The following is a 25878-nucleotide window of genomic DNA, read 5'->3' on the forward strand; positions in this document are numbered from 1 at the left end:
TTTCCTGATGCGGACTTCAAATTCTTTATAACAGCATCTGTTGAAACGAGAGCAGATAGAAGATACGAACAGCTTCTTGCCGGTGGAACAGCAGCAGACAGGGACAATGTTCTTGAGGATATAAAGAAAAGAGACATCAATGATTCCACAAGGGAATTTTCACCTCTGAAAAAAGCTGATGATGCAATATTGATTGACACAACTTATATGGAAATTATTGATGTTGTCAGGAAAATTAAAGACTTTGTCGGAGGGCAAAATGTTCTATAGAATTGTTGTAAAAATTTTAAAGTTTTTAGTTTTCATTCTTTTTGACCTAAAAGTTCACAACTCAGAAAACATTGACAACACTGAAGGAGGCCTCATTGTTTGCGGAAATCACATATCAATGATTGATCCGGTTATACTGGCTGTTTCAACTAAGCGCCAGATTCACTACATGGGCAAGAAAGAACTTTTTGACCATAAAATTCTTGGTTTTCTGTTCAGAAAGCTTGGAGCATTTCCCGTAGACAGACAGGGTATTTCATTGTCAGCAATTAAAAGCTCCATAGCCGTGCTTAAAGAAGGCGGAGTATTAGGCATATATCCTGAAGGAACAAGAATTCAGACCGGATATGATGAAAGCAATGCAAAGCCTGGAATTGCAATGATTGCCAACAAAGCAAAGGCAAAAATACTCCCGGTATACATCAAGGGACCATACAAGTTCAGAGGGAAACTAGAGCTGTATGTGGGTGAAGAAAAAGATTATTTTGAAAATTACACCGAAAAAATCAAGACAGAAGAATATACACAAATCGGCAAAGAAATTTTAAAAGATATCTATAATTTGAAGTCAGATGGTAAGAATAATGAGAATTGAAGTGTCAAAGTACAATGGATTTTGCGCAGGAGTAAAAGTTGCAGTCAATAAAGCTTTTAATGTACTGGAAGAAGAAAAAAAGCTTTACAGTTACGGAGAAATAATACATAATAAGGATGTTATAGACAAACTTAAGGAAATGGGCCTGACTGTGGTTGATGAAGTTCCTGAAAAATCTGATGCTAAGCTTTTAATAAGGGCTCACGGTGTTGGAAAATATGTTTATGATAAAATCCGTGAAAATAATGTTGAAGTAATTGACGCAACTTGTGTAAAAGTAAAAAAAATACACAAAATAGTTGAAGAATTTAAAAATAATGATTACAATATAATCATTGCAGGGGACAAAAATCATCCTGAAGTGCTTGGTATAATTGGCTGGTGCATTGAGGCAGAAGTTATAGACAGTGTTGATGCATTTAAAAGCTTGGACATTGATGCTTCTAAAAAATATTTGCTGGTGTCCCAGACAACATTTAATTCAAAGACATTTGATGAAATAACTGATTATATTGAAAAAAAATACTTAACAAATGTTGTGGCAGAAAATACGATTTGCGATGCCACGAGAAAAAGACAGGATTCATGCCTTGAGCTTGCTTCGAGGTGTGACGTGATGCTCATAGTAGGAAGCAAAAAAAGTTCAAACACAAAAAAACTCTATGAGCTGAGCAAAAAAGTTTGTGAGAACACATTCTTAATTGAAAATTATAAGGAAATCCCTTATAAATATATTGATAAAAAAACTATTGTGGGAGTGTCCGCAGGTGCTTCGGCCCCTGACTGGATCATTGAGGAGGTTATTAAAATGTTGGAAAACCTAAATAACGACATGAATGAAAAGAACGAACAAGCAGAACAAGCCGGTACTATGCATGAATTGCTTGAAAATTATGGCGGAGTATCATATATCAGAACAGGCGAAAGAATCAAGGGTACTGTTATTTACGTAACTCCAGAGGCTGTTTCTGTGAACATCAATTATAAATCAGATGGAATTATCACAAGAGATGAATTTTCAATGGGAGAAGTTCAAGACTTAACAAAGCTGGTAAAAGAAGGAGATGAAATTGAAGCTCAGGTAGTTAAAATTTCAGATCAGGACGGCAATGTAGTATTGACAAGAAAGCCATTGGAAGAGCACAAGGTATGGGAAGAGCTTGAGGCTATGAAAAACGACGGAACAGTTGTTGAAACCATCATAGTTGAAGCATCTCAATTCGGAATTTACGGAAAAGTAAAAGGCATTAAAGGATTCATTCCAAGAAACCAGATATCAATCAACAGAAATGCTGATCCTTCAGAATATGTTGGCAAGAATCTGAAAGTACAAGTACTTGAAACAAAGAACAACAAAGGAAGAAGACAGCTTGTTCTTACATCAAGAGCTATTGAAAAGCAGGAAAAAGAAGCTAAAGACAACGAAGTATGGGAAACAATCAAAGAAGGCGAAATTTACGAAGGAACAGTTAAGAATATTCAGGATTACGGCGCTTTCGTAGAAATCAACGGAATTGACGGACTTCTTCATATTAATGAAATTGCTTGGACCAGAATAAAACATCCTTCTGAAGTTTTGAAAACAGGCGATAAAATAAGCGTAAAAGTAAAAAGCATAGATAAAGAAAACAAGAAATTGTCATTGAGCTACAAAGCAACAATCAAGAGCCCATGGGCATTGTTCCTTGACAAACATCAAAAAGGTGATGTTGTAACAGGGGTTGTAACAAGAATTGTTGACTTCGGCGCATTTGTAATGATTGATGACATTGAATGTCTGCTTCACATCAAAGATCTTGATTGGGCAAGAACTGAAAAAGTTACTGACATCCTCCATGAAGGACAGGAAGTTACTGCAAAAATACTGAACATCACAAGAAAAGACAGAAAAGTAAGCCTTGGCATGAAACAGCTTGTTGAGCATCCATTTGACAAATACGCAAAAGATCTTAAGAAAGATGACATAATTCAAGTTGAAGTTACTCGTATACTTCTAGACGGAGTACATGTAAGCGTAAATGGAAACATTGACTGCTTCATTCCAATAGCTAAAGTATCATCTGAAAAATTAAGAACTCCTGCTCAGGTTGTTAAAGTTGGAGAAATGAAAGATGCTAAAGTTCTTGGAATTGATTTAAAAGGAAAGAATCTTAACTTGTCATTCATACTTGAAGACAAGGGAGACGAATTTGAAAATACTGAAGCTGCATCATATCAGCCAGAAGAAGCAAACTTTACTATTGGCGAATCCATAGGAAATGCTCTTGGAGATTTGTTGAAGTAAATTTTAGAAATGTTAGGTCATATGATCTAACATTTTTTATGCTCTTTTAGCGATATAAATAATATAATTTAGGAGGGGTAACTTGATAAAGGAATTTTTGTTTGATGTGTGTTCAAATCAAATTGTTTCAGGCTTTGAACATTCAAACGGCAGCATACTTAAAAAATATTTTGAACCTTACACAGATTCATTTGAAAGAGACAAACTTGGAAGCTACATATTCAAGTCGGAAGGAACAAACGGCAAAAAAATAATGCTTGCAGCCCACATTGATGAAATCGGTCTCATGGTTACAAAGGTTCTTGACGGAGGATTTTTAAGCTTTACATCCGTGGGAGGAATAAATCCTGCTTCACTGGTAGCACAGGAAGTAACAGTCTACGGTAAGGAAAATGTATTTGGAGTAATAGGAATTAAACCTCCTCATGTAACAACTGAGGATGAAAGAAACAAGCCATTAAAGTTAAAAGATTTATATATAGACACAGGATATACAAAAGAAAAGCTTGAAAAAATGGTTAGAGTCGGAGACGTTGCAACAATAAAGAGAAAACCTCTTCAGCTTCAGGGAACTGTTGTTTCTGCCAAGGCATTTGATGACAGGGCATGCGTTGCAGTAATGCTTGAAACTGCAAAGGAGCTTAAAAAACTTTCACACAAAAGTTCAATTTATTATGCAGCAACAGCCCAGGAAGAGACAGGCTACAGAGGTTCAACAACTGCAAGCTACAAGGTAAATCCTGACATAGGAATTATCCTTGATGTGGGATTTGGAATGGCTCCTGATATGCCTTCAGAAACAGCTCACCTAGGAAAAGGACCTGTTGTGGCATATGGAGGAAGACTTAACCATAAGCTTACAAAAAAATTCGTTGAAGTATGCAAATTGTACAACTTTCCAATGCAGTATGAAGCAATTCCGTCAAGGACAGGAACTGACACAGAAGCCCTGCAGGTAAACAGGGAAGGAATACCGTGCATTTTGCTGTCTATTCCTCTAAGATACATGCACACCTCTGTGGAAACAATTGACATTGCTGATGTTGAAAACACAGGCAGAGCAATTGCCCGTTTCATCAACGAGCTTGATAATTCTGATTTGGAGGAAATATTATGTTTTTAAAAGAATTGACTGAACTTTCTGGTGTATCAGGCTGCGAGTATGAAGTAAGAAATTACATAAAGAAAAAACTTGAAGAAATGGGCTGCAGCTACTACGTTGATAAGCTTGGAAACGTCATTGCCCACAATAAGGGAAAGAAAAGCAAGACAATAATGGTTGCTGCACACATGGATGAAGTGGGACTCATAGTAACACACATTGACGGTGACGGATTCATCCGTTTTCAGGCTGTGGGCGGAATTGACCCAAGAGTTTTAAATTCAAAACAAGTACTTGTTGGAGACAAAAAAATTCCGGGAGTAATAGGCTCCAAGGCAGTACATCTAATGAGTGATGATGAGAGAGGAAAAACAATACCTGTTGAAAAACTTTATATTGACATTGGCTCAGGTTCAAAATCAGAAACCGAAAAACTTGTTAACATTGGAGATTACGTTGTATTTGTAAGTGATTATGTTGAGTTCGGAGATTCCCTCATAAAAGCCAAATCTCTTGACGACCGTGCAGGCTGCAGCGCCATTCTTGAACTTTTAAGCTTGAAGCTTGATGCTGATTTTTATGGAGTATTTACTGTAATGGAAGAAGTGGGATGCAGGGGAGCAATTACGGCAGCATACACATTGGAACCAGACCTTGGGATTGTTATAGAAGGAACAGTGTGTGCAGATATGCCCGGCATTGAAGAACACTCAAAATCTACAATAATAGGCGCTGGTGCCGCCCTATCCATTATGGACAATTCAACAATATACGATATTGATATTGTAAGAGCTGCTGCTAAAATTGCAGAAGAAAACAACATTCCATATCAGTACAGAAAATCATCTGCAGGAGGAAATGATGCAGGAGCAATCCACAAAACAAAGGACGGCTCCAAGGTAATGGCAATTTCAGTTCCTTGCAGATACATTCATTCAGCAGTGAATGTAGCCAATAAAAATGATTACAACAGCGTTGTAAATCTTGCAAAAGCAGTTATATTAGCAAATCAGAAAGGGGAATAAAATGAATTTTAACAGCGAATTAATGAAAAAATTATCAGATTGTTTTTCTCCATCAGGAAGAGAAAAAAATATCCGCGATATAATAACAGAAGAAATAAAAGATTATGTTGACGAAATAAAAGTTGACCCTCTTGGAAATCTTATTGCAAGAAAAAAAGGAAACGGCAAAAAAATATTGTTTTCAGCACACATGGATCAAATAGGACTTATCATCACTCATGTTGATGATAAGGGATTCTTGAGATTTTCAAATGTTGGAGGAATACACGCAAAAGAAATAATAGGATTGTCCATGGTGTTTGACAACGGACTTCAGGGAGTTGTGTGCTGCGAAGAATTAAAAGGCAATGAAAAGCTTACAATGAGCAAACTTTATATTGACGTTGCATCAACTGATCCTGAATTTGTAAAGAAAAACTTCCACATAGGAGACATGTGCGTATTCAAATCTGAATATTACGAAACACCTGACTGCACAATATGCAGAGCTGCTGATGACAGAATAGGCTGCTACATTCAGATAGAGGCCATTAAAGACCATCCTGTCACTGAAAATGATGTTTATTATGTGTTTTCCGTTCAGGAGGAAGTTGGCACAAGAGGAGCCAAGACTGCGGGCTACAGCGTAAATCCTGACCTTGCAGTGGCACTTGATGTTACAGCAACAGGAGATTCTCTTGATGGAATCAAAATGGATGTAAAACTTGGCGGTGGAGCAGCAATAAAACTCATGGACAAATCAATGATCACACATCCTGATGTAAAGAACCTTCTAACAAATCTGGCAGAAGAAAACAACATCAAGTATCAGTATGAGGTTCTTGAGTTCGGCGGAACAGATGCTGGACCTATTCATATGACAAGAGAAGGAATTCCAAGCGGAGTAATTTCCATACCCACAAGAAACCTTCATTCAGCTGCAGAAATAATAAATAAAAATGATGTGCTTGAATGCATTAAACTTCTTAAAGCAACTTCAGCATCAAAATAAACTAACTACCTTTAAAAGCCGTTGATTTTTCAATGGCTTTTTTTTACGAACTTTTGTTGTTACAAATTAATTTATATACGCATATTATATATATAGATATATCCAGAAAGGATGCTGAAAATGAAATATTTAGGAAGTAAATACATGGATTATGATTGTATTTATTTAAATAGTAATGAATATGGCTTTCTGCAGCTTAGCGTATTTCACGATGTAGTAGAAACACCCATAGAGGGTGCTGAAGTAACAATTTATAAAATTTCCTATTCGGGCTTATACAATGAAAAGGCTGTAGGAAGGCGAGTAGGCCATTATAAAACTGATAGCCTCGGTTACACTCAAAAAATTGAGTTGCCTGTACTAAATGAATTATTGCCAGGTGAACATTATTATTATATTACTGTAAGAGCTGATGGATTTAACAATGCCTTCATCATGAATGTACAGGTATATTCGAATATACTGACTTCTTACAAGGTTAACTTAAACCACTACGGATATAGTGATGTTGAATTCAATTTTATCATTCAGCCCACGAGGACTGAAACGCACAATCCATTTCATCTCCATCAGCACAATCATGATTCAAGGAGGCCTTAGGGTCTCTTTGTTTTACTTGACAATTTTTTGACATTTGTGTAGTATAAAATCAAACATGACATAATCTGAACTTAATGACTATGATCTATTTCTGTACTGAGTGTCAGAAACTATAATATTTATAACAAAACATTTATTGACGTCAGGGATATGTAAGGACATAATTAAACTGCATATTAAATAACACCATGCAGAAAGAAATCTACAGTAACAATTAAAAAATCGGAGCAAAATATGATAAAAGACAATACCGCAGAAATAATAGATGTAATGCAAAAATCCATGGAACTTATGAAATGCAGGAAATGCGGATGCATGAAAAAGTCTCTTGAAAGTATGAAGTGTGCTTTAGATACCAGGAATAATGATTATGCAGTACTTATAGATGAAATTCAAAATGCACTTGATCTAACTGAACCATCTGAATACACATGAATTGGATGTAATCCATGCTGGTCAGCAGTTGTTACAAATACTTTTGACAAAGTATTTTCTGATTTAAAAAACATTCATTCCATTGAAGACAATATTGTAAGCAATAATACTAATATACTTCCTGCGGCAGGCGAGTATCATGTACTAAACTTAGATGAATTAAGTCCGGTTGCTGTATCTACATTGAGCAATTCTAAACTTGCTGATGAGTTAGCCGGTTTAAAGCCAAAGGGATTAAGCATCGTGGGAAAGACTGAAACAGAGAATATAGGTGTCGAAAAAATCATCAAAAATATCTTAGCTGTTCCATCAATAAAGTATCTTATTCTTTGCGGAAAAGATTCTGAAGGTCATTACAGTGGTAATACATTGATGAAAATCTTTGAAAACGGAGTGGATTACAATAACAAGGTCATTGATTCAAAAGGAAGGAAACCCGTTTTAATTAATACCCTTGCAGAAGAAATTGAATCATTCAGAAATAATGTTTTAATAATAAACATGATAGGCTGTGAAAACACATACGAAATTCTTAATAAAATTGAGGAATTAAGAAAAAAAGGCTTTCAAATCCATGAAAATATCAATATGAAATCTGCTGAAAATAAAGTACTTAATACTAACACCATTGAAACAGTTACAGCATTAGAAAAAAATCCTGACAATGTAAAGCTGGACAAAGAAGGATATTTTGTAATAATGCCTGAATATAAAAGAAAAACAATTATTGTGGAACATTACAGCAACAATAATGAGCTACTTCACATCATACAAGGTGAAAATGCAAGAAACATATATTGGACGATAATAGAACATAATTGGATTTCTGAACTAAGCCATGCAGCTTATCTTGGAAAAGAACTCACATTGGCAGAATTGTCTATCGTATCAGGAAAAAAGTATGTGCAGGATAAAGCTTAAGAATAAATTATTATCTCTTTAAAATTAAATGACGGTAAGAAACCGGAGAACAATCACAAAACTCTTTACAATGTCAGGCAATGAAGCATTTTAGTTTATTTTCCAATAACTATATTTTTATGAAATCATTGAATAAATTGCAAATTTAGTGTATAATGATTTAAACCATCTATATATGTGCGATATATACTCGGACATATATAGATGGTTTAAATTTGCTTTACGAGAAAGGTAAAATATGGATGATAGTTTAAGAACTTCCGGCATCGAAAATATCGGAAAAATTTATTGGGGGACTCACATAGTCCAGCTCTATGATTCTGTCGAAGATTTTGTGAACCAGAAGAATCTTGGATTGTTCAATCCTTACTGAACAGACCGGAAAAAATTAAAATTGAGTTTTCTGACATATATTTTTAATAAATAAAGCCCTGATAAACAGGCATACTATGACTTAAGAACATTCCGGCTATATGGTTACAATGGATGATTTAACGGAGTCAGTTATAGATGTCTTGAACATCAGGGCTTTAATGTTTATTTTATTCTAACGCATTGATAACTTGTCATAAGCAGAATTTGCACCGCTTGACATATCTTTTTTATTCATTTTGTTAACTGCAAAGTTTTTTATTGCTGGAACAGCATAAACAGCAGCAGCAGTCAATCCTGCGCCAAGCAGCATGCTTCCTGCAGATTTGTTCATTTTCATAATATCACCTCTCTATAAGAATGTAATATATCTTCTGCATTTAATTTTTTAATATTCTGGGGTTAATTTTTAAAAACAGCATTATTGACTTGAGTTCATTGGTATGATTTAATAATACAGGTGCAAACATTAACAAATTAAATTTTATTAATAATGGATGGATTGCATTCATTTAAAACAGACAACTTATTGGAGAATATATGAACGAAGAATTTTTAAAAGCTAAAAATAAAATATCTGTAATTGAAGCTACAGTTGTTGCTTTCCTGGCATTTGGAATTGTGTATTACGCACCGTTTTTAATGGGTTTTATCAGAAATTTTTATGCAAGACTGGCTGTAAGTCCTTTATTTTATGTACTTCTTACCATAATTCCGTTTATTGCAGGAAAAATTACAGATAATCATTTAGGGCCTTTGATTTTTAAAAAAGAAGATATTTTAAAACAGCTTGCTGCAGGTTTGTATGTGTTTTCAATAAGCGCTATGATTCTTACGGCAGTATCACTTACGGTTGGAGATTATAAATATTTTTTGATCGGTCCAAAGCAGACTGACATAATCCTTATTATATATAACATATTTTTTTATATTTTGTTTGTAGGAACCAGCGAAGAAATTTTGTTCAGAGGATATTTCATGCAGCGAATTGAAGCTATAAGCGGTTCTAAAAAGATATCTGTTGTGTTATCAGCCATAATATTTGGTTTATGGCATTTTCCGGGAGGCAATAATTTTGTTCAGGTATTCATAACAACAGTACTTGGAGCTTTTTACGGAATAAGCCTTTACAAGGTCAAATACTGCTCTGTGCTGTCCTTAATAATTGCCCATGGGCTTTACAACATCTACATAATATTTCTTGCGCTGTTGCTTCTTTAATTTATCTGTTAAATCCATACTGTCCAAACAATTGTTTTGCCGGCTCAATTATGATATAATATATAATAAATTATAAGGAGTATATATGGCCATTTGGAATCCATGGCATGGATGCCATAAATTAAGTGCCGGCTGCAAAAACTGTTATGTTTATCGGACAGATGCAAAATATGACAGAGACAGTTCGGTGGTTTCAAAAACAGGAAATTTCAATCTTCCGGTTAAAAAAACAAGAAATGGACAATACAAACTTCAAACAGATGAAATTGTTTACACATGCTTCACATCGGATTTTTTTCTCGAAGATGCTGACAACTTCAGAATTGAAGCGTGGAACATGATATCTGCAAGAAGAGATTTGCATTTTTTGATTGTCACCAAAAGAATCCATCGCTTCGGCATAAATCTTCCATGGGACTGGGGAGATGGGTATGACAATGTTACAATTTGCTGCACATGCGAAAATCAGGACATGGCAGACTTCAGACTCCCAATATTCAAAAGCCTTCCCATCAAGCACAAGCATATAATCTGTGAGCCAATACTTGAAAAAATAGATTTGTCCAATTACCTTGATTCCTCCATTGAAGGAGTCACCGTGGGAGGTGAATCCGGAAATGAAGCAAGAATTTGCAGATACGACTGGATTCTTGACATTCGTAATCAGTGTATGGAGAAAAATGTTCATTTTCATTTTAAACAGACAGGTGCAAAATTTGTAAAGGATGGTCGTTTGTACAATATTGAGAGAAAACTTCAGCATTCACAAGCTGCAAAAGCAAATATAGATCTTTAGCAAAGGAAGAAATCAATTGATGTTTGACAAGAAAATTATAAAGGTAATGCTGTTGCTGGTGGCATGCGCATTTTTATTCCTTGCAGACCAGTTTACAAGCAATACATATGATTTAACCCTTTTTGAATATTTTAAGTATTCTTCTGACATTACGGAGCAGGAAAGAGAGTATTTACAAAAAAGAAAGTTATTTATCACGCTTCTGACAAAAACGCTCCTCCTTTTACTTTTAAGGATGAAAAAAATGGTCAGTACAAAGGGCTGGTAATCGACTATCTGTCTGCATTATCCATAGAGCTTGAAGTTGAAATGGAATTTGTTCCCAAGGTATGGGAAGAGGCTCTTTCAAGCGTTATCTCCGGCGAAACAGATATGACAGAACTTATTCCAAGTCAGGAAAGGTCTCAGTACTTTGCTTTTTCTGAAAGTATTTACACCTTCAGATCAATAATAATGACTAAAAATGAAAATTTTCATATAATTACCAGCAAGGATCTTTCAGGAAAAAAGGTGGCAATTCAATCAGGTGATTATGCAGAGGAATATATAGAAAAAAACATACCCGGTGTTGAAATTGTAAGCACCTTAGATGTGCTAGAATCCATAAAACTACTAATTAACGGCGAAGTTGACGCTGTGGTTGGAGATGAGCCAGTTGTTGTTTATTTCACGGGACAGCTTGGAATAGAAGATGACGTTGAAATACTACATCCTCCATTGTATGAAAGAGACATATGTTTTGGAGTAAATAAATCAGATTCACAGCTTTTAACCATATTAAACAAGGGGATACTAAACCTTAAGCAAAAAGATTTTGTTCAAAAAATCCAGCAAAAGTGGCTGGGACTTTCAGAACCTATATTAAATGACAGAATGTCTGCAAATGTAATGCTTTTTTTCATGACCATAATAGTTATTTTTGTTATTTTCTTTATTGTGGTAATATTATGGAGCTATACTCTAAAATCTGAGGTTAAAAAGCGTACTCTTGAACTTTTAAGGAGTCGAAACGATTTGCAAATGACTTTTGATGCAATGTCTGATTTCATTGCAGTGGTTTCAGAAGAAGGAACTATAGAAAATGTAAACAATTCATTTTGTCAATGGCTCAAAAAAGACAGAGATGAAGTAATAGGAAACAATTTGAGAATGTTTCCTGTTTTAGACAAAGCGTCACTAAATGTAAAAGAAAATTTAATCATTGAAACCAATTACAACGGACGTCACTATGTGCTGTACATTACACCCCTTAAATATGATGACAATCGTGACCTCATAGTAATCGAAGATGATACGGATAAAATCATAACACAACAGCAAATGCTGCAGCAGAATAAAATGATAGCAGTTGGACAGCTTGCTGCCGGTGTGGCTCATGAAATAAGAAATCCTCTGGGTCTTATTAGAAACTACAGTTATGTTCTAAAAGGGAAACTTCCGGTAAAAGATAAAGATCCTCTAATTGACAAATCAATAAACATTATTGAATCGTCTGTTTTAAGAGCCGGAAAAATGGTAGATAATCTGCTTAATTTTTCAAGGATCAATGATCATGAATTAACAGACATCAACCTTTTTGAATCATTAAATGAAATAATTGCTTTTGAATGCAAGAGAATATCTGAAAAAAATATTGATGTAACAATAAACTGTGATAAAAATCTGATGTTCTTTTCAAATTTGGAAACTCTTACTCATATTGTTCTTAATTTGCTTTCAAATGCTATTGATGCTGTATCATCAGGAGGAAGTATAAAAATAGACTGCTGGACCGATACTAAATATTTGTATATTAACGTAAGAGATACAGGTGAAGGAATTTCAAAGACTGACATTGAACATATTTTCAACCCGTTTTTCACCACAAAGACAACAGGCAAGGGAACGGGCTTAGGATTATACATTGTTTACAATGAAATACAAAAAATAAACGGAGATATATCTGTTGAAAGCCAGAAAGGAATAGGCACAACATTTAAATTGAAGTTTTTATTAAAGGAGGACTAGGTGATTGGCTTTAAAATATTGGTAGTTGATGATGAAACAGAATTCACGGACGTTTATAAAATTATTTTTGAAGATAAGGGTTTTGAAACTTATAGTGTCTCTTCAGGGGAAGAGTGTCTTGAACTATTGAAAGTTCAAAGTTTTGACCTTGTCATAACTGATTTGAAAATGGGCGGCATGAACGGAATGGAACTTTTAAAAACAATTCATGAGCATAAATACAACTGCGAAGTGATGCTTGTAACAGGCTATGGAACCATAGAAAGTGCAGTAAATGCCATGAAGCTTGGAGCATTTGGATATTTTATCAAAGGAAATGACCCTGAGGTATTATTGAAAGAAATCGACAAGCTGGTAAAAATAAAGACTCTTGAACAAGATAACATGAAAATAAGAAGCAGGCTCAATGATTTCAATTACCTGCTTGAAAGCAACAGCACAAAGTTTAAAAATATTCTTAAGGTTTCTGAAAAAGCAGCTCTTAGCAATTCCAATATTTTGATTCTCGGAGAATCAGGAACAGGCAAGGAAGTAATAGCAAAATACATTCATCATGTAAGCCAAAGAAAAGATGAAAACTTTGTTGCTGTAAACTGTCAGATATTTTCAGATGGTGTTTTGGAATCAGAGCTTTTCGGCCATGAAAAGGGAGCCTTTACAGGTGCAATTGAAAGGCGTATAGGCAGATTTGAAGAAGCAAACAACGGAACCTTGTTTTTAGATGAAATAGGAGAACTTTCCCTGAACACGCAGGTGAAACTTCTAAGAGCCATAGAAAACAAATCTTTTGAAAGAATAGGAAGCAACAAGAACATTTCCACCAACATAAGACTTATTAGCGCCACAAACAGAAAATTGTCGGAGGAAGTTAAAATCGGCAGATTCAGAGAAGATTTGTTTTACAGAATAAACACCATAACTATTGAAGTTCCTTCTCTCAGAGAAAGGAAGGAAGATATCCCCATTCTACTGAATTTCTTTTTAAACCAGTTGCAGCAGGAAATGAAGAAAAAAATTACAAGAGTGGAAGATGGTCTTTTAGATTTGCTGACTGTCTATGATTATCCCGGGAACATAAGAGAGCTTAAAAATATAATTGAAAGGCTTGTGGTGCTTGCTGACGACGGAACAATCAGAAAAAGGGACTTGCCGGATTTGAAAATGTACGATGACTCTTTGCAGTCACCGGAAGAAATAAAATCACTGAAGGACATAAGACAAAATGCAGAAGAAAAATACATCAGAAATATCCTTGCTATGTGCAGCGGAAACGTCAGTGAAGCAGCAAGGCTCATGGACATAAGCAGAAGGCAGCTCTTCAACAAGCTTGTGGAATACGATATTAAACACTGATGTGGAAATAAATTGCACGCACTGGGAAATTAATTGCTCAACTTAAAAAGACTGATAAATGACACATTTTTATCATTCTTTTTTTATTAAAAATATGTATTGAAATTTAAAAGTAAAATATGTTTCTTGGGAAAATATTTTCATATTGGTACGATTATTGCTTTATATAAAGCAAACATAAATCAACGGAGGTTTAATAATGAAAGACACAACAGTAAGAAAACCCTATTTATGGGAAGCAATGCTATCTTTTGGATTCCTTATATTAGTAATGGCAATTGGTATTGCCAAATATGAAGCTAATCCACACATACCGATGCTTATCGGTACATTATTTGCAGTACTAATAGCTATGAAAATAGGGTATAAGTGGAATGACATCGAAAAATCCATGTTTGATGGAATTTATCAGGCGCTTCAGGCAGTAATCATACTTGCCATAATTGGTGTTCTCATTGGTGTTTGGCTGGTATCAGGAGTTGTACCAAGCATGATTTACTATGGCTTGGCTATATTAAAGCCAAGTATATTCCTTGCTGCAACATTGATTATCTGCTCAATTACTTCATTAGCAACAGGAACAAGCTGGGGAACAGCAGGTACAATCGGTATAGCTCTCATGGGTATCTCAAAGGGTCTGGGAATTCCTGCTCCTGTGGCAGCCGGCGCAATAATTTCCGGAGCATACTTCGGTGATAAGATGTCACCTTTGTCTGATACAACAAACCTTGCTCCTGCAGTTTCAGGTACTGATGTATTTACTCACGTTAAGGCCATGCTACCTACAACATTGGTTGCATATTTAATAGCTTTTGTTTCTTTCCTTGTTATGGGATTTCAATATGCCAACACAGGCTCAGATGTAAGCGCAATATTATCAATAAGAGAAGGTCTGGCAGCAAACTTCAATATTTCTCCGTTGCTACTTTTACCTCCTTTAGCCGTAATACTTGCCATGGCATTTAAAATGCCGGCAATACCTGGTATTACAATTGGTATATTAATAGGTGCAATAGAAGGTTTTATATTCCAGGGAGCTGATTTAGGAGCTTTGTTGTCTGCAGCATATGACGGCTTCACATCAGAAACAGGAATAGCTGTAATAGATGAACTTCTTTCTGCAGGTGGACTGAGCAACATGATGTATTCTATTTCTCTTACAATCATCGCCATGATGTTTGGCGGAGTAATGGAAAAAACAAAACAGCTTGAAGTAATAGTAAACACTTTATTAAAGGGAATAAAATCAACAGGCGGTCTTATAGCAACCACTGTACTTACTTGTATAGCATGCAATGCTACAATGCCTGAACAATATATTTCTGTCGTTCTTCCGGGAAGAATGTATCACAGCGCGTACAAGGAAAGAGGACTTCATCCAAAACAGCTTTCAAGCACTTTGGAAGGTGCAGGTACGGTAACATCATCTCTTATTCCATGGAATACTTGCGGAGCATTTTTGTATGGAGTATTAGGTGTAACTGCATGGGAATACGGTAAATATGCCATATTCAATTACATGATGCCACTTGTTGTTGTTATATTCGGTTTCCTTAAATTGTTCATCTACAAAATAGAAGATGATCCGGCCACAATAATCGGCTCAGTAAGTACGGAACAGGAATAAAAAATCAGTTTTCTTTACAATCATAAATTACAATGCTATAATTTTTATATTAACAGGATACTACGGTATCCTGTTTGTTTTATACCAGAATGGGAGGATTCTATGAAAAAACTTTTAGAAGGTATTGTAAAGTTCAGACAGGGAGATTTTGAAAACCACAAGGAGCTGTTTATGGGGCTTAAAGAAGGTCAAAATCCGCATACACTGTTCATATCATGTTCTGATTCCCGAATTGATCCAAACATGATAACAAAGACATTGCCTGGAGAATTATTCATAATAAGAAACATTGCTAACATAGTCCCGCCATACAGAGAGACTGCAGAATATGTTGCCACAACTTCAGCCATTGAATATGCTGTTCTTAATCTTGGAGTTGAAAACATAATTGTTTGCGGACATTCAAACTGCGGAGGCTGTGCAGCTTGTCTTAAGCCAATAGACTCCCTGAATAATCTTCCTCACACTAAAAAGTGGCTTGAATTAAGTTATCCAATCAGGGACAAAGTCATGAGTGAAGTTGGAGAAGAATATCCTGAAATAAGAGAATGGATGATGGAACAAGGAAATGTAGTGGAACAGCTCAAACATCTTTTAACCTATCCTTATATTAAGGAAAAAGTATGTGCCGGCTCGTTGAAACTAAGCGGATGGCATTATATAATAGAAACAGGAGAAATATTCATATACAACAAAGAAAGCCAGGAATTTTTACTGGCCAATGGCAGAAACTAACAGGAGGATTAAATGGGAGAACCAAGATATTCAAGAAACAAGGAACTCATAAGCGAAGATGAACAAAGAAAACTTGCTGATTACACTGTTGCAGTTATAGGTCTGGGAGGTTTGGGAGGTCACATATCTGAGCAGCTTGCTCGATTGGGAATAGGAACTTTAGTTTTGATTGATGCCGATAAAGTTGATGAAAGCAACTTGAACAGGCAACTTTTTGCAACAGAAGTAAACATAGGACAGTTAAAAGCTGAAGCAGCAAAGGAAAGACTTGCCAAGGTTAACTCAAATGTAAATTTGAAATGTCATTCAGCTTATTTTGATGAATCCACTGCATCTCAATTGCTTTCCGGCGTTGATATTGTTGTAGATGCTGTTGACAATATAACAACCCGTTTTGTTCTGCAAAAAATTTGTAAAGATTTAAATCTTCCCTTGGTTCACGGCTCCATAGGAGGATGGTACGGTCAGGTTTGCTTCATTGCTCCCGGAGACGATACTCTTGATTTAATTTACACAGATAAGCAGGGGGCCGGAGTAGAAAAGAAATTAGGCAACCCATCATTTACACCGGCAATGATTGCTTCTGCAGAAGTTGCAGAAACAATTAAATATCTTCTTGGAAAGGGTGAACTTTTAAGAAAAAAGATGCTTTTTATAGATCTTTTGATGCAGGATTATATGATAATTACGCTTAATAAAGATAATCGGTTGACATAAATATTGATATGTATACCCAGCTTTTATTAGTATATGGTATAAAATAAATTAAATTACACAACAGGAATAATATCACAAATTATAGGCAATACTGTAATTTGTGATATTATTTTATTGTGGAGGTATTATGAAGGTTGGAATTCCAAAGGGATTGTTGTATTGCAAGTACAATGATTTCTTAACTGTGTTCTTCAGCGAACTGGGTGCTGAAGTTGTTACATCAGAAGATACAAACAAAGCAATTTTGGATGAAGGTGTAAAATACTGCGTTGATGAGGCGTGTCTACCTGTGAAGATATTTCACGGACATGTTTCAAAGATAAAAGATAAATGTGATATTATTGTGCTTCCAAGAATTATGCAGCTATACAAAAATGAATATATTTGTCCAAAGTTCTGCGGACTTCCTGAAATGGTCCTAAACAGCATTGACAACATGCCACCGTCCATTACAGATCCTATTTATGCTTTTTCAAAAAAAAGTCTTTACAATTGGGCCAAGACAGCAGGAAAAAAAATTACACCCAACTCTTTTATTGTTAAAAATGCGTTTATAAAAGCATATGATAAGCATTTACAAAGTACAAGCGGTATAAAGGATGAAGGTTATGATATAAATGTGGCACTTATAGGCCACCCTTACAACATCTATGACAGCTATGTTAACATGAATCTTGTAAATAAACTAAACAATTTAGGAATAGGTGTTGAAACAATGGAGTTTACTCAGTCATTATCAATCGACCTTGAAATAGAGCAATTATTCAAGAAGCCTTTCTGGACATATTTAAAAGAAAATTACGGTTTTGCTGCAAACGTGCTTAAGGAGAAAAATGTTGAAGGGATCATTTATGTTTCATCATTCAACTGCGGGACCGATTCAGTTATAATCGAACTAATAAAAAACATCTCAGGGAGCTTTCCATTTTTGACCCTGAAAATTGATGAGCATACAGGAGAGGCAGGTCTAAATACAAGAATTGAAGCATTTGCCGACATGCTGGAAAGGAGGGTCCACAATGAAAGCAACATTCCCACACATGGGTAATGTATACATAGGTGTAAAAACTCTTTTTGACGGTCTTGGCATTGATTATGCTGTTCCTCCCAGCAGCAACAAGACTGCTCTTGACATAGGATCACTTTATTCTCCCGAAGAAATATGCCTTCCATTCAAAATAATGATTGGAAACTACATACAGGCCATTGAACATGGAGCTGACACAGTGATACTTCCAGGGAGCTGCGGACCTTGCAGGTTTGGAGAATATTGCGAACTACAGATGAATTTATTGAAAAGTATAGGACACAATCTGGACTTTGTTGTTCTTGATTTTCCAAGAGACATTGGCTTAAAGGAACTTTACAGAAGAATAAGGATGATATCATCTAACAGCAGCAAAAAAACGTATCAAAAGATAATTGCACTTTCTGATGCTTTAAAATCAACAAGATTAATTGATGAAATTGAAGGACTTGCTCATATGTATGCTGGCTATGAAAGAAACAAGGGTGAATGTAAGAAATTGCTGAAAGACTGCAAGGATGAAGCAATGAAATGTAATAATCCTTCTGAAATGCTTAAGCTATTAAAAGACTACAAGGGAAAAATCCATCACCTATCTGTTGACATAAACAAGAATCCCTTAAAAATTGCAATAATCGGAGAAATTTACACTGTAATCGAACCATATTCAAACTTTTTCATAGAAGATAAACTCATGGATTACGGAGTTTCCTCAAAAAGAGGGCTGACCCCAAGCTGGTGGGTTAAAAACATGGCATTGAGCCCATTTAAGCTTAATTCATTAACCATTAAAAAAAATGCAAAAAAGTACCTGTCTCTCGGTATAGGAGGCCATGCTGTTGAATGTGTAGGTGAAGCAGTTGCCTCATCCCTGGAAGGTTTTGACGGTGCTATTCAGATTTTCCCCATGGGCTGCATGCCTGAAATTGTGTCTAAATCTATACTTCCAACAATTTCTAATGACATGAATTTTCCGATTATGTCTTTGGTTGTTGATGACATGACGGGAGAAGCAGGATACATAACCAGAATAGAGGCTTTTATTGATTTGCTTGAAAGGAGGAGAAGCAATGTATTATCTGGGAGTTGATGTAGGGTCAGTTAGCACTGACATTGTGCTGCTTGATGAAAATTCGCAAGTTTTAGAAAAAATATACCTGAGGACAAAGGGAAATCCCATAAATGCCATACAGGAAGGATTCAGAATATTGAATGGCAAATATGAAAAGCATGAAATAACAGGTGCAGGTACAACAGGAAGCGGAAGGATGATTGCCTCTGCTATAATCGGAGCTGATGCCGCTAAAAATGAAATAACTGCTCATGCTACTGCTGCCCTTGAAATAGACCAAGATGTGAGGACAATTATTGAAATTGGAGGACAGGATTCCAAAATAATTCTTCTTAATGACGGAATTGTTTCAGATTTTGCTATGAATACAGTTTGCGCCGCAGGAACCGGATCATTTCTTGACAGACAGGCTGAAAGGCTTGACATTCCTATTGAGGAATTTGGAAATTACGCACTTAAGGCAACATCTTCCGTCAGAATTGCAGGCAGATGTGCCGTATTTGCAGAATCAGACATGATTCACAAGCAACAGCTAGGATACAATCAGGCTGAAATAATACGCGGCCTTTGTGATGCTTTAGTAAGGAATTATCTTAACAACATTGCAAAAGGAAAACAAATCAAAGCAAAAATTTTATTCCAAGGTGGCGTAGCCGCAAATATCGGAATGAAAAAAGCTTTTGAAAACGCCCTTGGAACTGAAGTGATTGTTCCTGAACATTTCAATATGATGGGAGCCATAGGTGCTGCAATAATTGCCAAATCTGCCGTAAGAAAAAACGGATTCACAAATTTCAGGGGGTTTGATGTTGCTGATAGAGACATTTTTTCAAGAAGCTTTGATTGCGAAGGTTGTTCAAATAAATGTGAGGTTGTAAAAATCTGTGAAGAGAATAAAATAATAGGATATTTTGGTGACCGCTGCGGCAAGTGGGGAAGCAAATTAGCTGATGTTAAAATTGATTTGCTTGCATAAGGAGGAAACATGAAAGACAATGAAATGTATACACCCGATGACATAAAGGGACAGACTCAGGCTCAGCCCGGCAGGGAAAGCCATATGGACCCGGAGCCTATCTATGACGACACTAATATTAAAGGCTTTGAGAGGTTAAAAGGTAAGACAGCCATAATTACAGGCGGTGACAGCGGAATCGGAAGAGCTGTTGCCGTAGCATTTGCCAAGGAAGGCTGCAATGTGTCCATAGTCTACAATATTGCTGATAACGATGCAAATATTACAAAGGCATCAGCTGAAGAATATGGCGGCAATGTGCTCCTTATAAAAGGTAATATAAAAGACTCTTCATTTTGCAATGATGTTGTTGAAAGAACAATTAATCACTTCGGAGGACTTCATATATTAATTAACAACGCAGCAGAGCAGCATCCTCAGGAAAATCTTGAAGACATAACAGATGAACAGCTTGATGATACATTTAGAACAAACATCTTTTCCATGTTTTATATTACAAGATATGCCCTCAAATACCTTAAAGAGGGAAGTTCGATAATAAACACAAGCTCGGTGACTGCCTACAAGGGAAATGCAAGTCTTATTGATTATTCATCTACAAAGGGTGCAGTGACGTCTTTTACAAGAAGTCTTTCTGCAAACCTTTCAGGAAGAAAAATCAGGGTAAATCAAGTGGCTCCGGGACCAATCTGGACACCACTTATTGTATCTACATTTGACAAAGCAAAAGTGGATTCCTTTGGAGCAGATACTCCTCTTAAAAGACCGGGTCAGCCTGTGGAACTTGGAGAAGCATATGTGTTTCTTGCTTCTGACAGTGCATCATACATTACTGGTCAGACTATACACATAAACGGCGGCCACATAGTAAACGGATAAATTTATTCATAGCTCTTAATTAAAAATATAGCCGGATATATGCGGTTCAGGCTGATGACAAACCCTGACGCTGTCATCCTGAACGATAGTGAAGGATCTCATCTTTATTGAAAACATGAGATTCTTCGGCTACGCCCTCAGAATGACATTGAAAAAAGTATCAGTAATGTAATTTCACTGGGATATACAACTGAAGACTTTTGTACTGAGGAAAGAACGAAAGTTACAACCTGTGAAATGGGAGATTTGATCATAAAATATTTAAGAAGATAAATTTAACTTAATATGACATAGCCAGAAAAACATGATAGAATTAATTAAAGATAAAATAAAAAGCGGCATAGCCGCTATTGTTTAACTTGTATTTTTCCGTCTTCAATAAGTTCGTTGGCAACCCATCTTGCAACCTTGCCTGTTATTGTAAAACAATGCTGTTTTCTTTCAGGGCTTTTGAAATTGTCTCCCTGCCATTGTTTTGTAATAACTCTGCAGCAAGTTGAATTGTATTCATCTTTTATGTAATCATGAAGATTCTTGGATATGTCAAACATTTTATCCTGCATTGGATCGCCTTCAACTCTTCCATAAACAATGCCAAGAGCCATTTGTCCGCCTGATACAGCCCCACAAAGACATCCTGATTTTCCCATTCCAATTGGAAATCCGCTGGCAAGCTTAACAACATCAGCACCGTAAGGCAAGCCTAAAAGTTCGTTAATAGTTTGAAGCACTGCTTCACTGCAAAAATATGTTCCGCTTTTAAACAAATTTTCAGCATCAGTCTGAACTTTGTCAAGAACTTCTTCTTTTGTAAAATCCATTGTATTAATTAAAGTCATGTCACCCTCCGATTTAGTAATCTATATAATTATAGTTTGTGCTCAGTAAAATTACCAATAAATAAAATTCATGATAATAAGACTCAATATAATTTTAATTGATGATAACTTTTTCAGTCCATATGCTATAATTAATTACTTTGAAATTTTACTTGGAGGTAACAATGAACGCAATATTAAAAAAATATCCTGTTCCGGCAACAGGACTTATTTTGGGCCTAGCTGCAGCAGGCAACCTGGTTCAATCATATGGCGAAATTTTAAGAACTACGTTTGGAATGATTTCTGCAGCATTATTTATTTTAATGATCGTAAAAATAATCAAATTTCCAAAAGGAGTGAAGGAAGCCCTTGACAATCCTGTAGTCGACAGTGTTTTTCCTACATTTTCAATGGCAGCAATGCTGTTGTCTACTTACATAAAGCCGCTTGCTCCTTCTTTTGCTTTTGCTATGTGGATTGCAGCAGTCATTTTTCACACAGCATTGATAGTGTTGTTTACTAAAAAATATGTTTTGAACTTTAAAATCAAGACTGTATTTCCGTCCTGGTTCATAGTGTATGTGGGGATTGTTGTTTCAAGTGTTACAGCTCCTGCTTACAAAATGATGGCTGTTGGTCAAGCAGCATTTTGGTTTGGATTTGTTACATACCTTGTACTCCTTCCCATAGTTTTGTACAGAGTTTTTAAAATTAAGGAAATAGCAGAACCTGCAAAACCTACCCTTGTAATATTTGCAGCACCGGCGAGCCTGCTTTTGGCAGGATATATGAATTCCTTTGAAACAAAGAACATGACAATGGTAGTATTCCTGGCTTTTTTGTCAATAATAATGTACATAGGAGCATTAACTGCACTTTTTAATCTTCTTAAGCATAAATTTTACCCAAGCTATTCAGCATTTACATTTCCTCTTGTTATAAGCGGAATATCAATGAAGCTTACAAACGGATTTCTAATAAAGACAAACCAAACTGTTGAAGTGCTCAAATATATTGTTAAATTCCAGGAAGCAGCAGCTGTTTTAATCGTGCTTTACGTGTTGTACAGATATATAAAATTTTTATTTGAAACTGAACAGCAAAAAGCTTAACCATTTAAAAGTTAAGAGTTAAGAGATAAAACAAAAACCAGATTGCTCTGTTCAGATTATAATCTGACAGCTATCTGGTTTTCATATTTTTATATATCATATTTTAAGCATCAATTTCGTCTAATACATCAAGAGCTTCAACCAATTCAACGTCTTCGTTTCTTTCCTGGAAGCTTTTCAGAGCATATGTGTTTGTAAACAATAAAACCGGCCTGTCATAATGATCATATACAAGCATGCATCTTGAGTTTTGATATTTTTTCAGTTCTTCTGGATTATCAGTCTTAACCCAGCGAGCAACAGTGAAATCAATATTTTCCATGCGTATGTCTGTATTGTATTCATTTACAAGTCTGTATTCGAAAACTTCAAACTGAAGTATACCAACAGCTCCTAGAATAATTTCATTGTATTCATTCTTGTAAACCTGTATTGCGCCTTCCTGTGCCAGCTGTTCAACACCCTTTTGAAAGTTCTTGCCCTTAAGGGAATTCTTAGCGCTTACGCGGCTAAACAATTCCGGAGGGAATGTTGGAAGAGGTTCGAAAAATATTTTATCCTTTCCATTTGTGAGAGTGTCACCAATCTGGAAATTGCCGGAATCATAAATTCCTATTACATCTCCTGCATATGCTGTGTCAACTGTTTCACGTTCATTGGCCATGAGGTGGGTGGATTGGCTGAGTTTAAGCTGCTTTCCTGTCCTTGACAATGTAACATTCATTCCTCTTACAAATGTTCCTGAGCAAATTCTTAAAAATGCCAGACGGTCTCTGTGATTAGGATCCATGTTTGCCTGAATTTTAAATATAAATCCGGTAAATTCCTCATCTGTTGGATTAACAACACCCTTTGTCGTTTTTCTTGCAGAAGGGGGAGGGGATATCTGAAGAAAATGTTCCAGAAATTCCGTAACACCAAAATCTGCCAGAGCAGAACCAAAAAATACAGGTGACAACTTTCCATTTTTAACTGCTTCAAGATCAAATTCATTTCCTGCGCCGTCCAAAAGGTCCATTGCATATCTTAAATTCTTCAAATTTATGGGACTTAAAACTCCATCAAGTTTACTTGAATTTACACGGTTCTCATCAAGATGAATTTGTTCGTTTTTTCTGAACAAATAAACTGTGTTTCTCAGACGATCGTATACTCCTTCAAATTCCTTGCCGCAGCCTATAGGCCATGTAACTGCCACTGACGGAAGACCCAATACATCTTCAAGCTCCTGCATTGATTCTAAGGGATCCATTGATTCACGGTCTAGTTTGTTTATGAATGTAAAAATTGGAATTCCTCGCATGCTGCAAACCTGAAACAGCTTTTTTGTCTGTGCTTCTATACCTTTTGCAGCATCTATAACCATTACTGCGCTGTCAACAGAAGTCAAAATACGGTATGTATCTTCACCAAAGTCATTGTGACCGGGAGTGTCCATGATTGAAATAACCTTGTCGTTATATTCAAACTGCATTACAGAAGATGTAACCGAAATACCACGCTGCTTTTCAATTTCCATCCAGTCTGATTTGGCATATTTTGAATTTTTTCTTGCTCTTACAGTACCAGCTTCTCTTATGGCACCTCCGTGAAGCAGAAGTTTTTCTGTCAAAGTTGTTTTTCCTGCATCAGGGTGAGAAATTATACCGAAAATTCGTCTTTTGTTAATAATATCTATATTATTCATTTAAAATCCTTTCTAAAATATTACAAATTCTATCCATGGTATTTTACATCATATTTGATAAAATTAAAATGATTATTTTTAATTTAACCATAATTTGTGCAAATTATTGAATGTATTATAAATTATGATTTAATGCTTTAATGCTACGTGTTGATTCTCTTTCATGAAGCACAGATTCATATATAGTGTGACTGGGGACAGTTAACTCGTGAGATGCAACCTCTGTAATTATTTTCATGCATTTTGCTGCTATTTTTTCCATAGGAATATCCACAACTGAAATGGAAGGTATGAAAAACCTACTGAATTCAGGATTTCCCATACCGACAGCCATTACTTTTATATGCTGAGGAACTAAAATACTGTGTTCTTTTAATGCATAGATAAGCCCCTGGGCAATACTGTCTGAATCACAAAAAACAGCGTCCGAAAGATTTCCTCTGTTTATAAGAGTCTTTCCTGCTTCAGCTCCGCCAGCAATTGAACCTTCCACATATATTATGTCATTTATGTTAATATTATTTTTTATGCACTCATTTAAAAAAGCTCCGCTTCTTCTTGACATGGCCAGATAGCTTTTCTTCTGACAAATTATATTAACTGATTTAACACCTGAAGCAATAAGGTGAGCAGCTGCTTTTTTTCCTGCTTCTTCATTGTCTATTCCTACCGTGTGGTATATTTCAGATTCTCTATTAAACAATACAGTTGGAATGGGAAGTGGATTATTATTTATATAATCATTATCGTCATCAGTGGTATTGGCAATTATTACTGCATTATAAGTATTCAAGCTGTACAGTCTTTTTTCAAACCTCAGCTTGTCAGATTCATAAGGACATATTGCTATGTCAATGGGTATTTGAAGCTTTAAAATTTCTGACTGCAGCCCTGACATGAACCGGCTTAAAAATGACATGCGAAAGTCAGAAGCCCAGAAAACTCCCACAGTGTATACATTAGATTCATTGCTCCTCAATTTTCTTGCAGAAACGCTGGGCTGATAATTCAATTGTTTTATTGTTTCTTCGACTTTTTCTCTTGTGGCTGTTGATATTTTTCTTTCTTCTGCTTTGTTGTTTATTATTACAGAAACTGTGGAAACTGAAACTCCTGCCAAATTAGCTACATCTTTAATAGTTGCCATTTTTTCCCCCGTTATATTTTATCAATGATATTACAGTTCACATACATTATAAAATATGTAACGATTTACGGCAACACTTTTTAAATTTAGAATAACTGGAATTCAT

The 25878-nt window shown here is 35.7% G+C and carries 26 protein-coding genes; 22 read left to right on the forward strand and 4 right to left on the reverse strand.

The window, feature by feature from the left end:
- From BN358_RS04965 to BN358_RS05005, 9 genes are all read left to right on the forward strand, one after another.
- Positions 1-270, forward strand: a 270-nt coding sequence (locus tag BN358_RS04965; RefSeq protein WP_019228194.1) for a d(CMP) kinase, incomplete at its 5' end; no start/stop codon positions are given.
- Entirely contained in the window at positions 260-865 is a 606-nt protein-coding gene (locus BN358_RS04970; protein WP_019227046.1) for a 1-acyl-sn-glycerol-3-phosphate acyltransferase, read from the forward strand. The genes BN358_RS04965 and BN358_RS04970, both read left to right, overlap by 11 nt.
- Positions 843-3149, forward strand: a complete 2307-nt coding sequence (gene ispH / locus BN358_RS04975) for a 4-hydroxy-3-methylbut-2-enyl diphosphate reductase (RefSeq protein ID WP_019228195.1) — start codon at positions 843-845, stop codon at positions 3147-3149. Before BN358_RS04970 ends, ispH begins: the two co-directional genes overlap by 23 nt.
- Positions 3150-3231: 82 nt before the next feature.
- Positions 3232-4272 carry a M20/M25/M40 family metallo-hydrolase gene (locus BN358_RS04980; RefSeq protein WP_019227044.1) on the forward strand — a complete coding sequence of 347 codons (1041 nt, stop codon included), beginning with the start codon at positions 3232-3234 and terminating at the stop codon, positions 4270-4272.
- Positions 4263-5276, forward strand: coding sequence for a M42 family metallopeptidase (locus tag BN358_RS04985; protein ID WP_019227043.1), 1014 nt, complete (start codon positions 4263-4265; stop codon positions 5274-5276). Before BN358_RS04980 ends, BN358_RS04985 begins: the two co-directional genes overlap by 10 nt.
- Position 5277: 1 nt before the next feature.
- Positions 5278-6267: a M42 family metallopeptidase gene (locus tag BN358_RS04990; protein WP_019227042.1), complete on the forward strand. Its 990-nt coding sequence runs from the start codon at positions 5278-5280 to the stop codon at positions 6265-6267.
- 120 nt (positions 6268-6387) lie between these two features.
- Positions 6388-6867: a hypothetical protein gene (locus tag BN358_RS04995; protein ID WP_019227041.1), complete on the forward strand. Its 480-nt coding sequence runs from the start codon at positions 6388-6390 to the stop codon at positions 6865-6867.
- A gap of 234 nt (positions 6868-7101) precedes the next feature.
- The gene (locus BN358_RS05000; RefSeq protein ID WP_019227040.1) at positions 7102-7302 is read left to right on the forward strand and encodes a hypothetical protein; all 201 of its coding nucleotides are present in this window, start codon (positions 7102-7104) and stop codon (positions 7300-7302) included.
- A gap of 114 nt (positions 7303-7416) precedes the next feature.
- A complete protein-coding gene (locus BN358_RS05005) occupies positions 7417-8223 on the forward strand; it encodes a DUF4346 domain-containing protein (RefSeq protein WP_255346877.1) in 807 nt (268 codons plus the stop codon).
- 547 nt (positions 8224-8770) lie between these two features.
- Here the strand turns inward: BN358_RS05005 and BN358_RS25970 are convergent.
- The gene (locus BN358_RS25970) at positions 8771-8935 is read right to left on the reverse strand and encodes a hypothetical protein (protein WP_019227037.1); all 165 of its coding nucleotides are present in this window, start codon (positions 8933-8935) and stop codon (positions 8771-8773) included.
- Between the two features lie 200 nt (positions 8936-9135).
- Here BN358_RS25970 and BN358_RS05010 point away from each other — a divergent pair, with 200 nt between their 5' ends.
- The 12 genes from BN358_RS05010 (at position 9136) to BN358_RS05065 (ending at position 21005) form a co-directional block, all read left to right on the forward strand.
- On the forward strand, positions 9136-9816 hold the full coding sequence (locus BN358_RS05010) for a CPBP family intramembrane glutamic endopeptidase (RefSeq protein ID WP_019227036.1): 681 nt from the start codon (positions 9136-9138) through the stop codon (positions 9814-9816).
- Between the two features lie 85 nt (positions 9817-9901).
- Positions 9902-10612: a DUF5131 family protein gene (locus BN358_RS05015; protein WP_019227035.1), complete on the forward strand. Its 711-nt coding sequence runs from the start codon at positions 9902-9904 to the stop codon at positions 10610-10612.
- 19 nt (positions 10613-10631) lie between these two features.
- Positions 10632-10880, forward strand: coding sequence for a hypothetical protein (locus tag BN358_RS05020; protein ID WP_019228196.1), 249 nt, complete (start codon positions 10632-10634; stop codon positions 10878-10880).
- Entirely contained in the window at positions 10802-12619 is a 1818-nt protein-coding gene (locus tag BN358_RS05025) for a transporter substrate-binding domain-containing protein (protein WP_232233028.1), read from the forward strand. Before BN358_RS05020 ends, BN358_RS05025 begins: the two co-directional genes overlap by 79 nt.
- Complete coding sequence (locus BN358_RS05030) at positions 12620-13972, forward strand: sigma-54 dependent transcriptional regulator (protein WP_019227033.1); 1353 nt, start codon at positions 12620-12622, stop codon at positions 13970-13972.
- Between the two features lie 199 nt (positions 13973-14171).
- A complete protein-coding gene (nhaC, locus tag BN358_RS05035; RefSeq protein WP_019227032.1) occupies positions 14172-15599 on the forward strand; it encodes a Na+/H+ antiporter NhaC in 1428 nt (475 codons plus the stop codon).
- Between the two features lie 102 nt (positions 15600-15701).
- Positions 15702-16334, forward strand: a complete 633-nt coding sequence (locus tag BN358_RS05040) for a carbonic anhydrase (RefSeq protein ID WP_019227031.1) — start codon at positions 15702-15704, stop codon at positions 16332-16334.
- Between the two features lie 12 nt (positions 16335-16346).
- Positions 16347-17051, forward strand: a complete 705-nt coding sequence (locus BN358_RS05045; RefSeq protein WP_019227030.1) for a HesA/MoeB/ThiF family protein — start codon at positions 16347-16349, stop codon at positions 17049-17051.
- Positions 17052-17178: 127 nt separating this feature from the next.
- Positions 17179-18099, forward strand: a complete 921-nt coding sequence (locus tag BN358_RS05050; RefSeq protein ID WP_019227029.1) for an acyl-CoA dehydratase activase-related protein — start codon at positions 17179-17181, stop codon at positions 18097-18099.
- Entirely contained in the window at positions 18071-19168 is a 1098-nt protein-coding gene (locus BN358_RS05055) for an acyl-CoA dehydratase activase-related protein (RefSeq protein ID WP_019227028.1), read from the forward strand. Before BN358_RS05050 ends, BN358_RS05055 begins: the two co-directional genes overlap by 29 nt.
- Complete coding sequence (locus tag BN358_RS05060; protein ID WP_019227027.1) at positions 19149-20126, forward strand: acyl-CoA dehydratase activase; 978 nt, start codon at positions 19149-19151, stop codon at positions 20124-20126. Before BN358_RS05055 ends, BN358_RS05060 begins: the two co-directional genes overlap by 20 nt.
- Positions 20127-20135: 9 nt before the next feature.
- Complete coding sequence (locus BN358_RS05065; protein ID WP_019227026.1) at positions 20136-21005, forward strand: SDR family oxidoreductase; 870 nt, start codon at positions 20136-20138, stop codon at positions 21003-21005.
- A gap of 347 nt (positions 21006-21352) precedes the next feature.
- Here BN358_RS05065 and BN358_RS05070 read toward each other — a convergent pair whose 3' ends face one another.
- On the reverse strand, positions 21353-21844 hold the full coding sequence (locus BN358_RS05070; protein WP_019227025.1) for a C-GCAxxG-C-C family protein: 492 nt from the start codon (positions 21842-21844) through the stop codon (positions 21353-21355).
- 164 nt (positions 21845-22008) lie between these two features.
- On the opposite strand from BN358_RS05070, the gene BN358_RS05075 reads away from it, so the two are divergent.
- Positions 22009-22938 (forward strand): TDT family transporter, encoded by a 930-nt coding sequence (locus BN358_RS05075; protein ID WP_019227024.1) that lies wholly within the window; start codon positions 22009-22011, stop codon positions 22936-22938.
- Positions 22939-23041: 103 nt separating this feature from the next.
- On the opposite strand, the gene BN358_RS05080 is transcribed toward BN358_RS05075, so the two are convergent.
- Entirely contained in the window at positions 23042-24625 is a 1584-nt protein-coding gene (locus BN358_RS05080) for a peptide chain release factor 3 (protein WP_019227023.1), read from the reverse strand.
- 115 nt (positions 24626-24740) lie between these two features.
- Positions 24741-25772, reverse strand: coding sequence for a LacI family DNA-binding transcriptional regulator (locus tag BN358_RS05085; RefSeq protein ID WP_019227022.1), 1032 nt, complete (start codon positions 25770-25772; stop codon positions 24741-24743).
- Between the last annotated feature and the right edge of the window lie 106 nt (positions 25773-25878).

Origin of the sequence: Sedimentibacter sp. B4 (assembly GCF_000309315.1) — a bacterium.
In the GTDB taxonomy this organism is placed as follows: domain Bacteria; phylum Bacillota; class Clostridia; order Tissierellales; family Sedimentibacteraceae; genus Sedimentibacter; species Sedimentibacter saalensis.

What these genes read in the sequence shown, in the direction of transcription:
- BN358_RS05060 (WP_019227027.1), top strand. Translation starts at nt 19,149, where the DNA reads ATGTATTATCTGGGAGTTGATGTAGGGTCAGTTAGCACTGACATTGTG.
- BN358_RS04985 (WP_019227043.1), top strand. Translation starts at nt 4,263, where the DNA reads ATGTTTTTAAAAGAATTGACTGAACTTTCTGGTGTATCAGGCTGCGAG.
- BN358_RS05085 (WP_019227022.1), bottom strand. Translation starts at nt 25,772, where the DNA reads ATGGCAACTATTAAAGATGTAGCTAATTTGGCAGGAGTTTCAGTTTCC.
- BN358_RS05000 (WP_019227040.1), top strand. Translation starts at nt 7,102, where the DNA reads ATGATAAAAGACAATACCGCAGAAATAATAGATGTAATGCAAAAATCC.
- BN358_RS04995 (WP_019227041.1), top strand. Translation starts at nt 6,388, where the DNA reads ATGAAATATTTAGGAAGTAAATACATGGATTATGATTGTATTTATTTA.
- BN358_RS05055 (WP_019227028.1), top strand. Translation starts at nt 18,071, where the DNA reads ATGAAAGCAACATTCCCACACATGGGTAATGTATACATAGGTGTAAAA.
- BN358_RS05040 (WP_019227031.1), top strand. Translation starts at nt 15,702, where the DNA reads ATGAAAAAACTTTTAGAAGGTATTGTAAAGTTCAGACAGGGAGATTTT.
- BN358_RS04990 (WP_019227042.1), top strand. Translation starts at nt 5,278, where the DNA reads ATGAATTTTAACAGCGAATTAATGAAAAAATTATCAGATTGTTTTTCT.
- BN358_RS05010 (WP_019227036.1), top strand. Translation starts at nt 9,136, where the DNA reads ATGAACGAAGAATTTTTAAAAGCTAAAAATAAAATATCTGTAATTGAA.
- BN358_RS05015 (WP_019227035.1), top strand. Translation starts at nt 9,902, where the DNA reads ATGGCCATTTGGAATCCATGGCATGGATGCCATAAATTAAGTGCCGGC.
- BN358_RS05050 (WP_019227029.1), top strand. Translation starts at nt 17,179, where the DNA reads ATGAAGGTTGGAATTCCAAAGGGATTGTTGTATTGCAAGTACAATGAT.
- BN358_RS05070 (WP_019227025.1), bottom strand. Translation starts at nt 21,844, where the DNA reads ATGACTTTAATTAATACAATGGATTTTACAAAAGAAGAAGTTCTTGAC.
- ispH (WP_019228195.1), top strand. Translation starts at nt 843, where the DNA reads ATGGTAAGAATAATGAGAATTGAAGTGTCAAAGTACAATGGATTTTGC.
- BN358_RS04970 (WP_019227046.1), top strand. Translation starts at nt 260, where the DNA reads ATGTTCTATAGAATTGTTGTAAAAATTTTAAAGTTTTTAGTTTTCATT.
- BN358_RS25970 (WP_019227037.1), bottom strand. Translation starts at nt 8,935, where the DNA reads ATGAAAATGAACAAATCTGCAGGAAGCATGCTGCTTGGCGCAGGATTG.
- BN358_RS05065 (WP_019227026.1), top strand. Translation starts at nt 20,136, where the DNA reads ATGAAAGACAATGAAATGTATACACCCGATGACATAAAGGGACAGACT.
- nhaC (WP_019227032.1), top strand. Translation starts at nt 14,172, where the DNA reads ATGAAAGACACAACAGTAAGAAAACCCTATTTATGGGAAGCAATGCTA.
- BN358_RS05020 (WP_019228196.1), top strand. Translation starts at nt 10,632, where the DNA reads ATGTTTGACAAGAAAATTATAAAGGTAATGCTGTTGCTGGTGGCATGC.
- BN358_RS05075 (WP_019227024.1), top strand. Translation starts at nt 22,009, where the DNA reads ATGAACGCAATATTAAAAAAATATCCTGTTCCGGCAACAGGACTTATT.
- BN358_RS05045 (WP_019227030.1), top strand. Translation starts at nt 16,347, where the DNA reads ATGGGAGAACCAAGATATTCAAGAAACAAGGAACTCATAAGCGAAGAT.
- BN358_RS05080 (WP_019227023.1), bottom strand. Translation starts at nt 24,625, where the DNA reads ATGAATAATATAGATATTATTAACAAAAGACGAATTTTCGGTATAATT.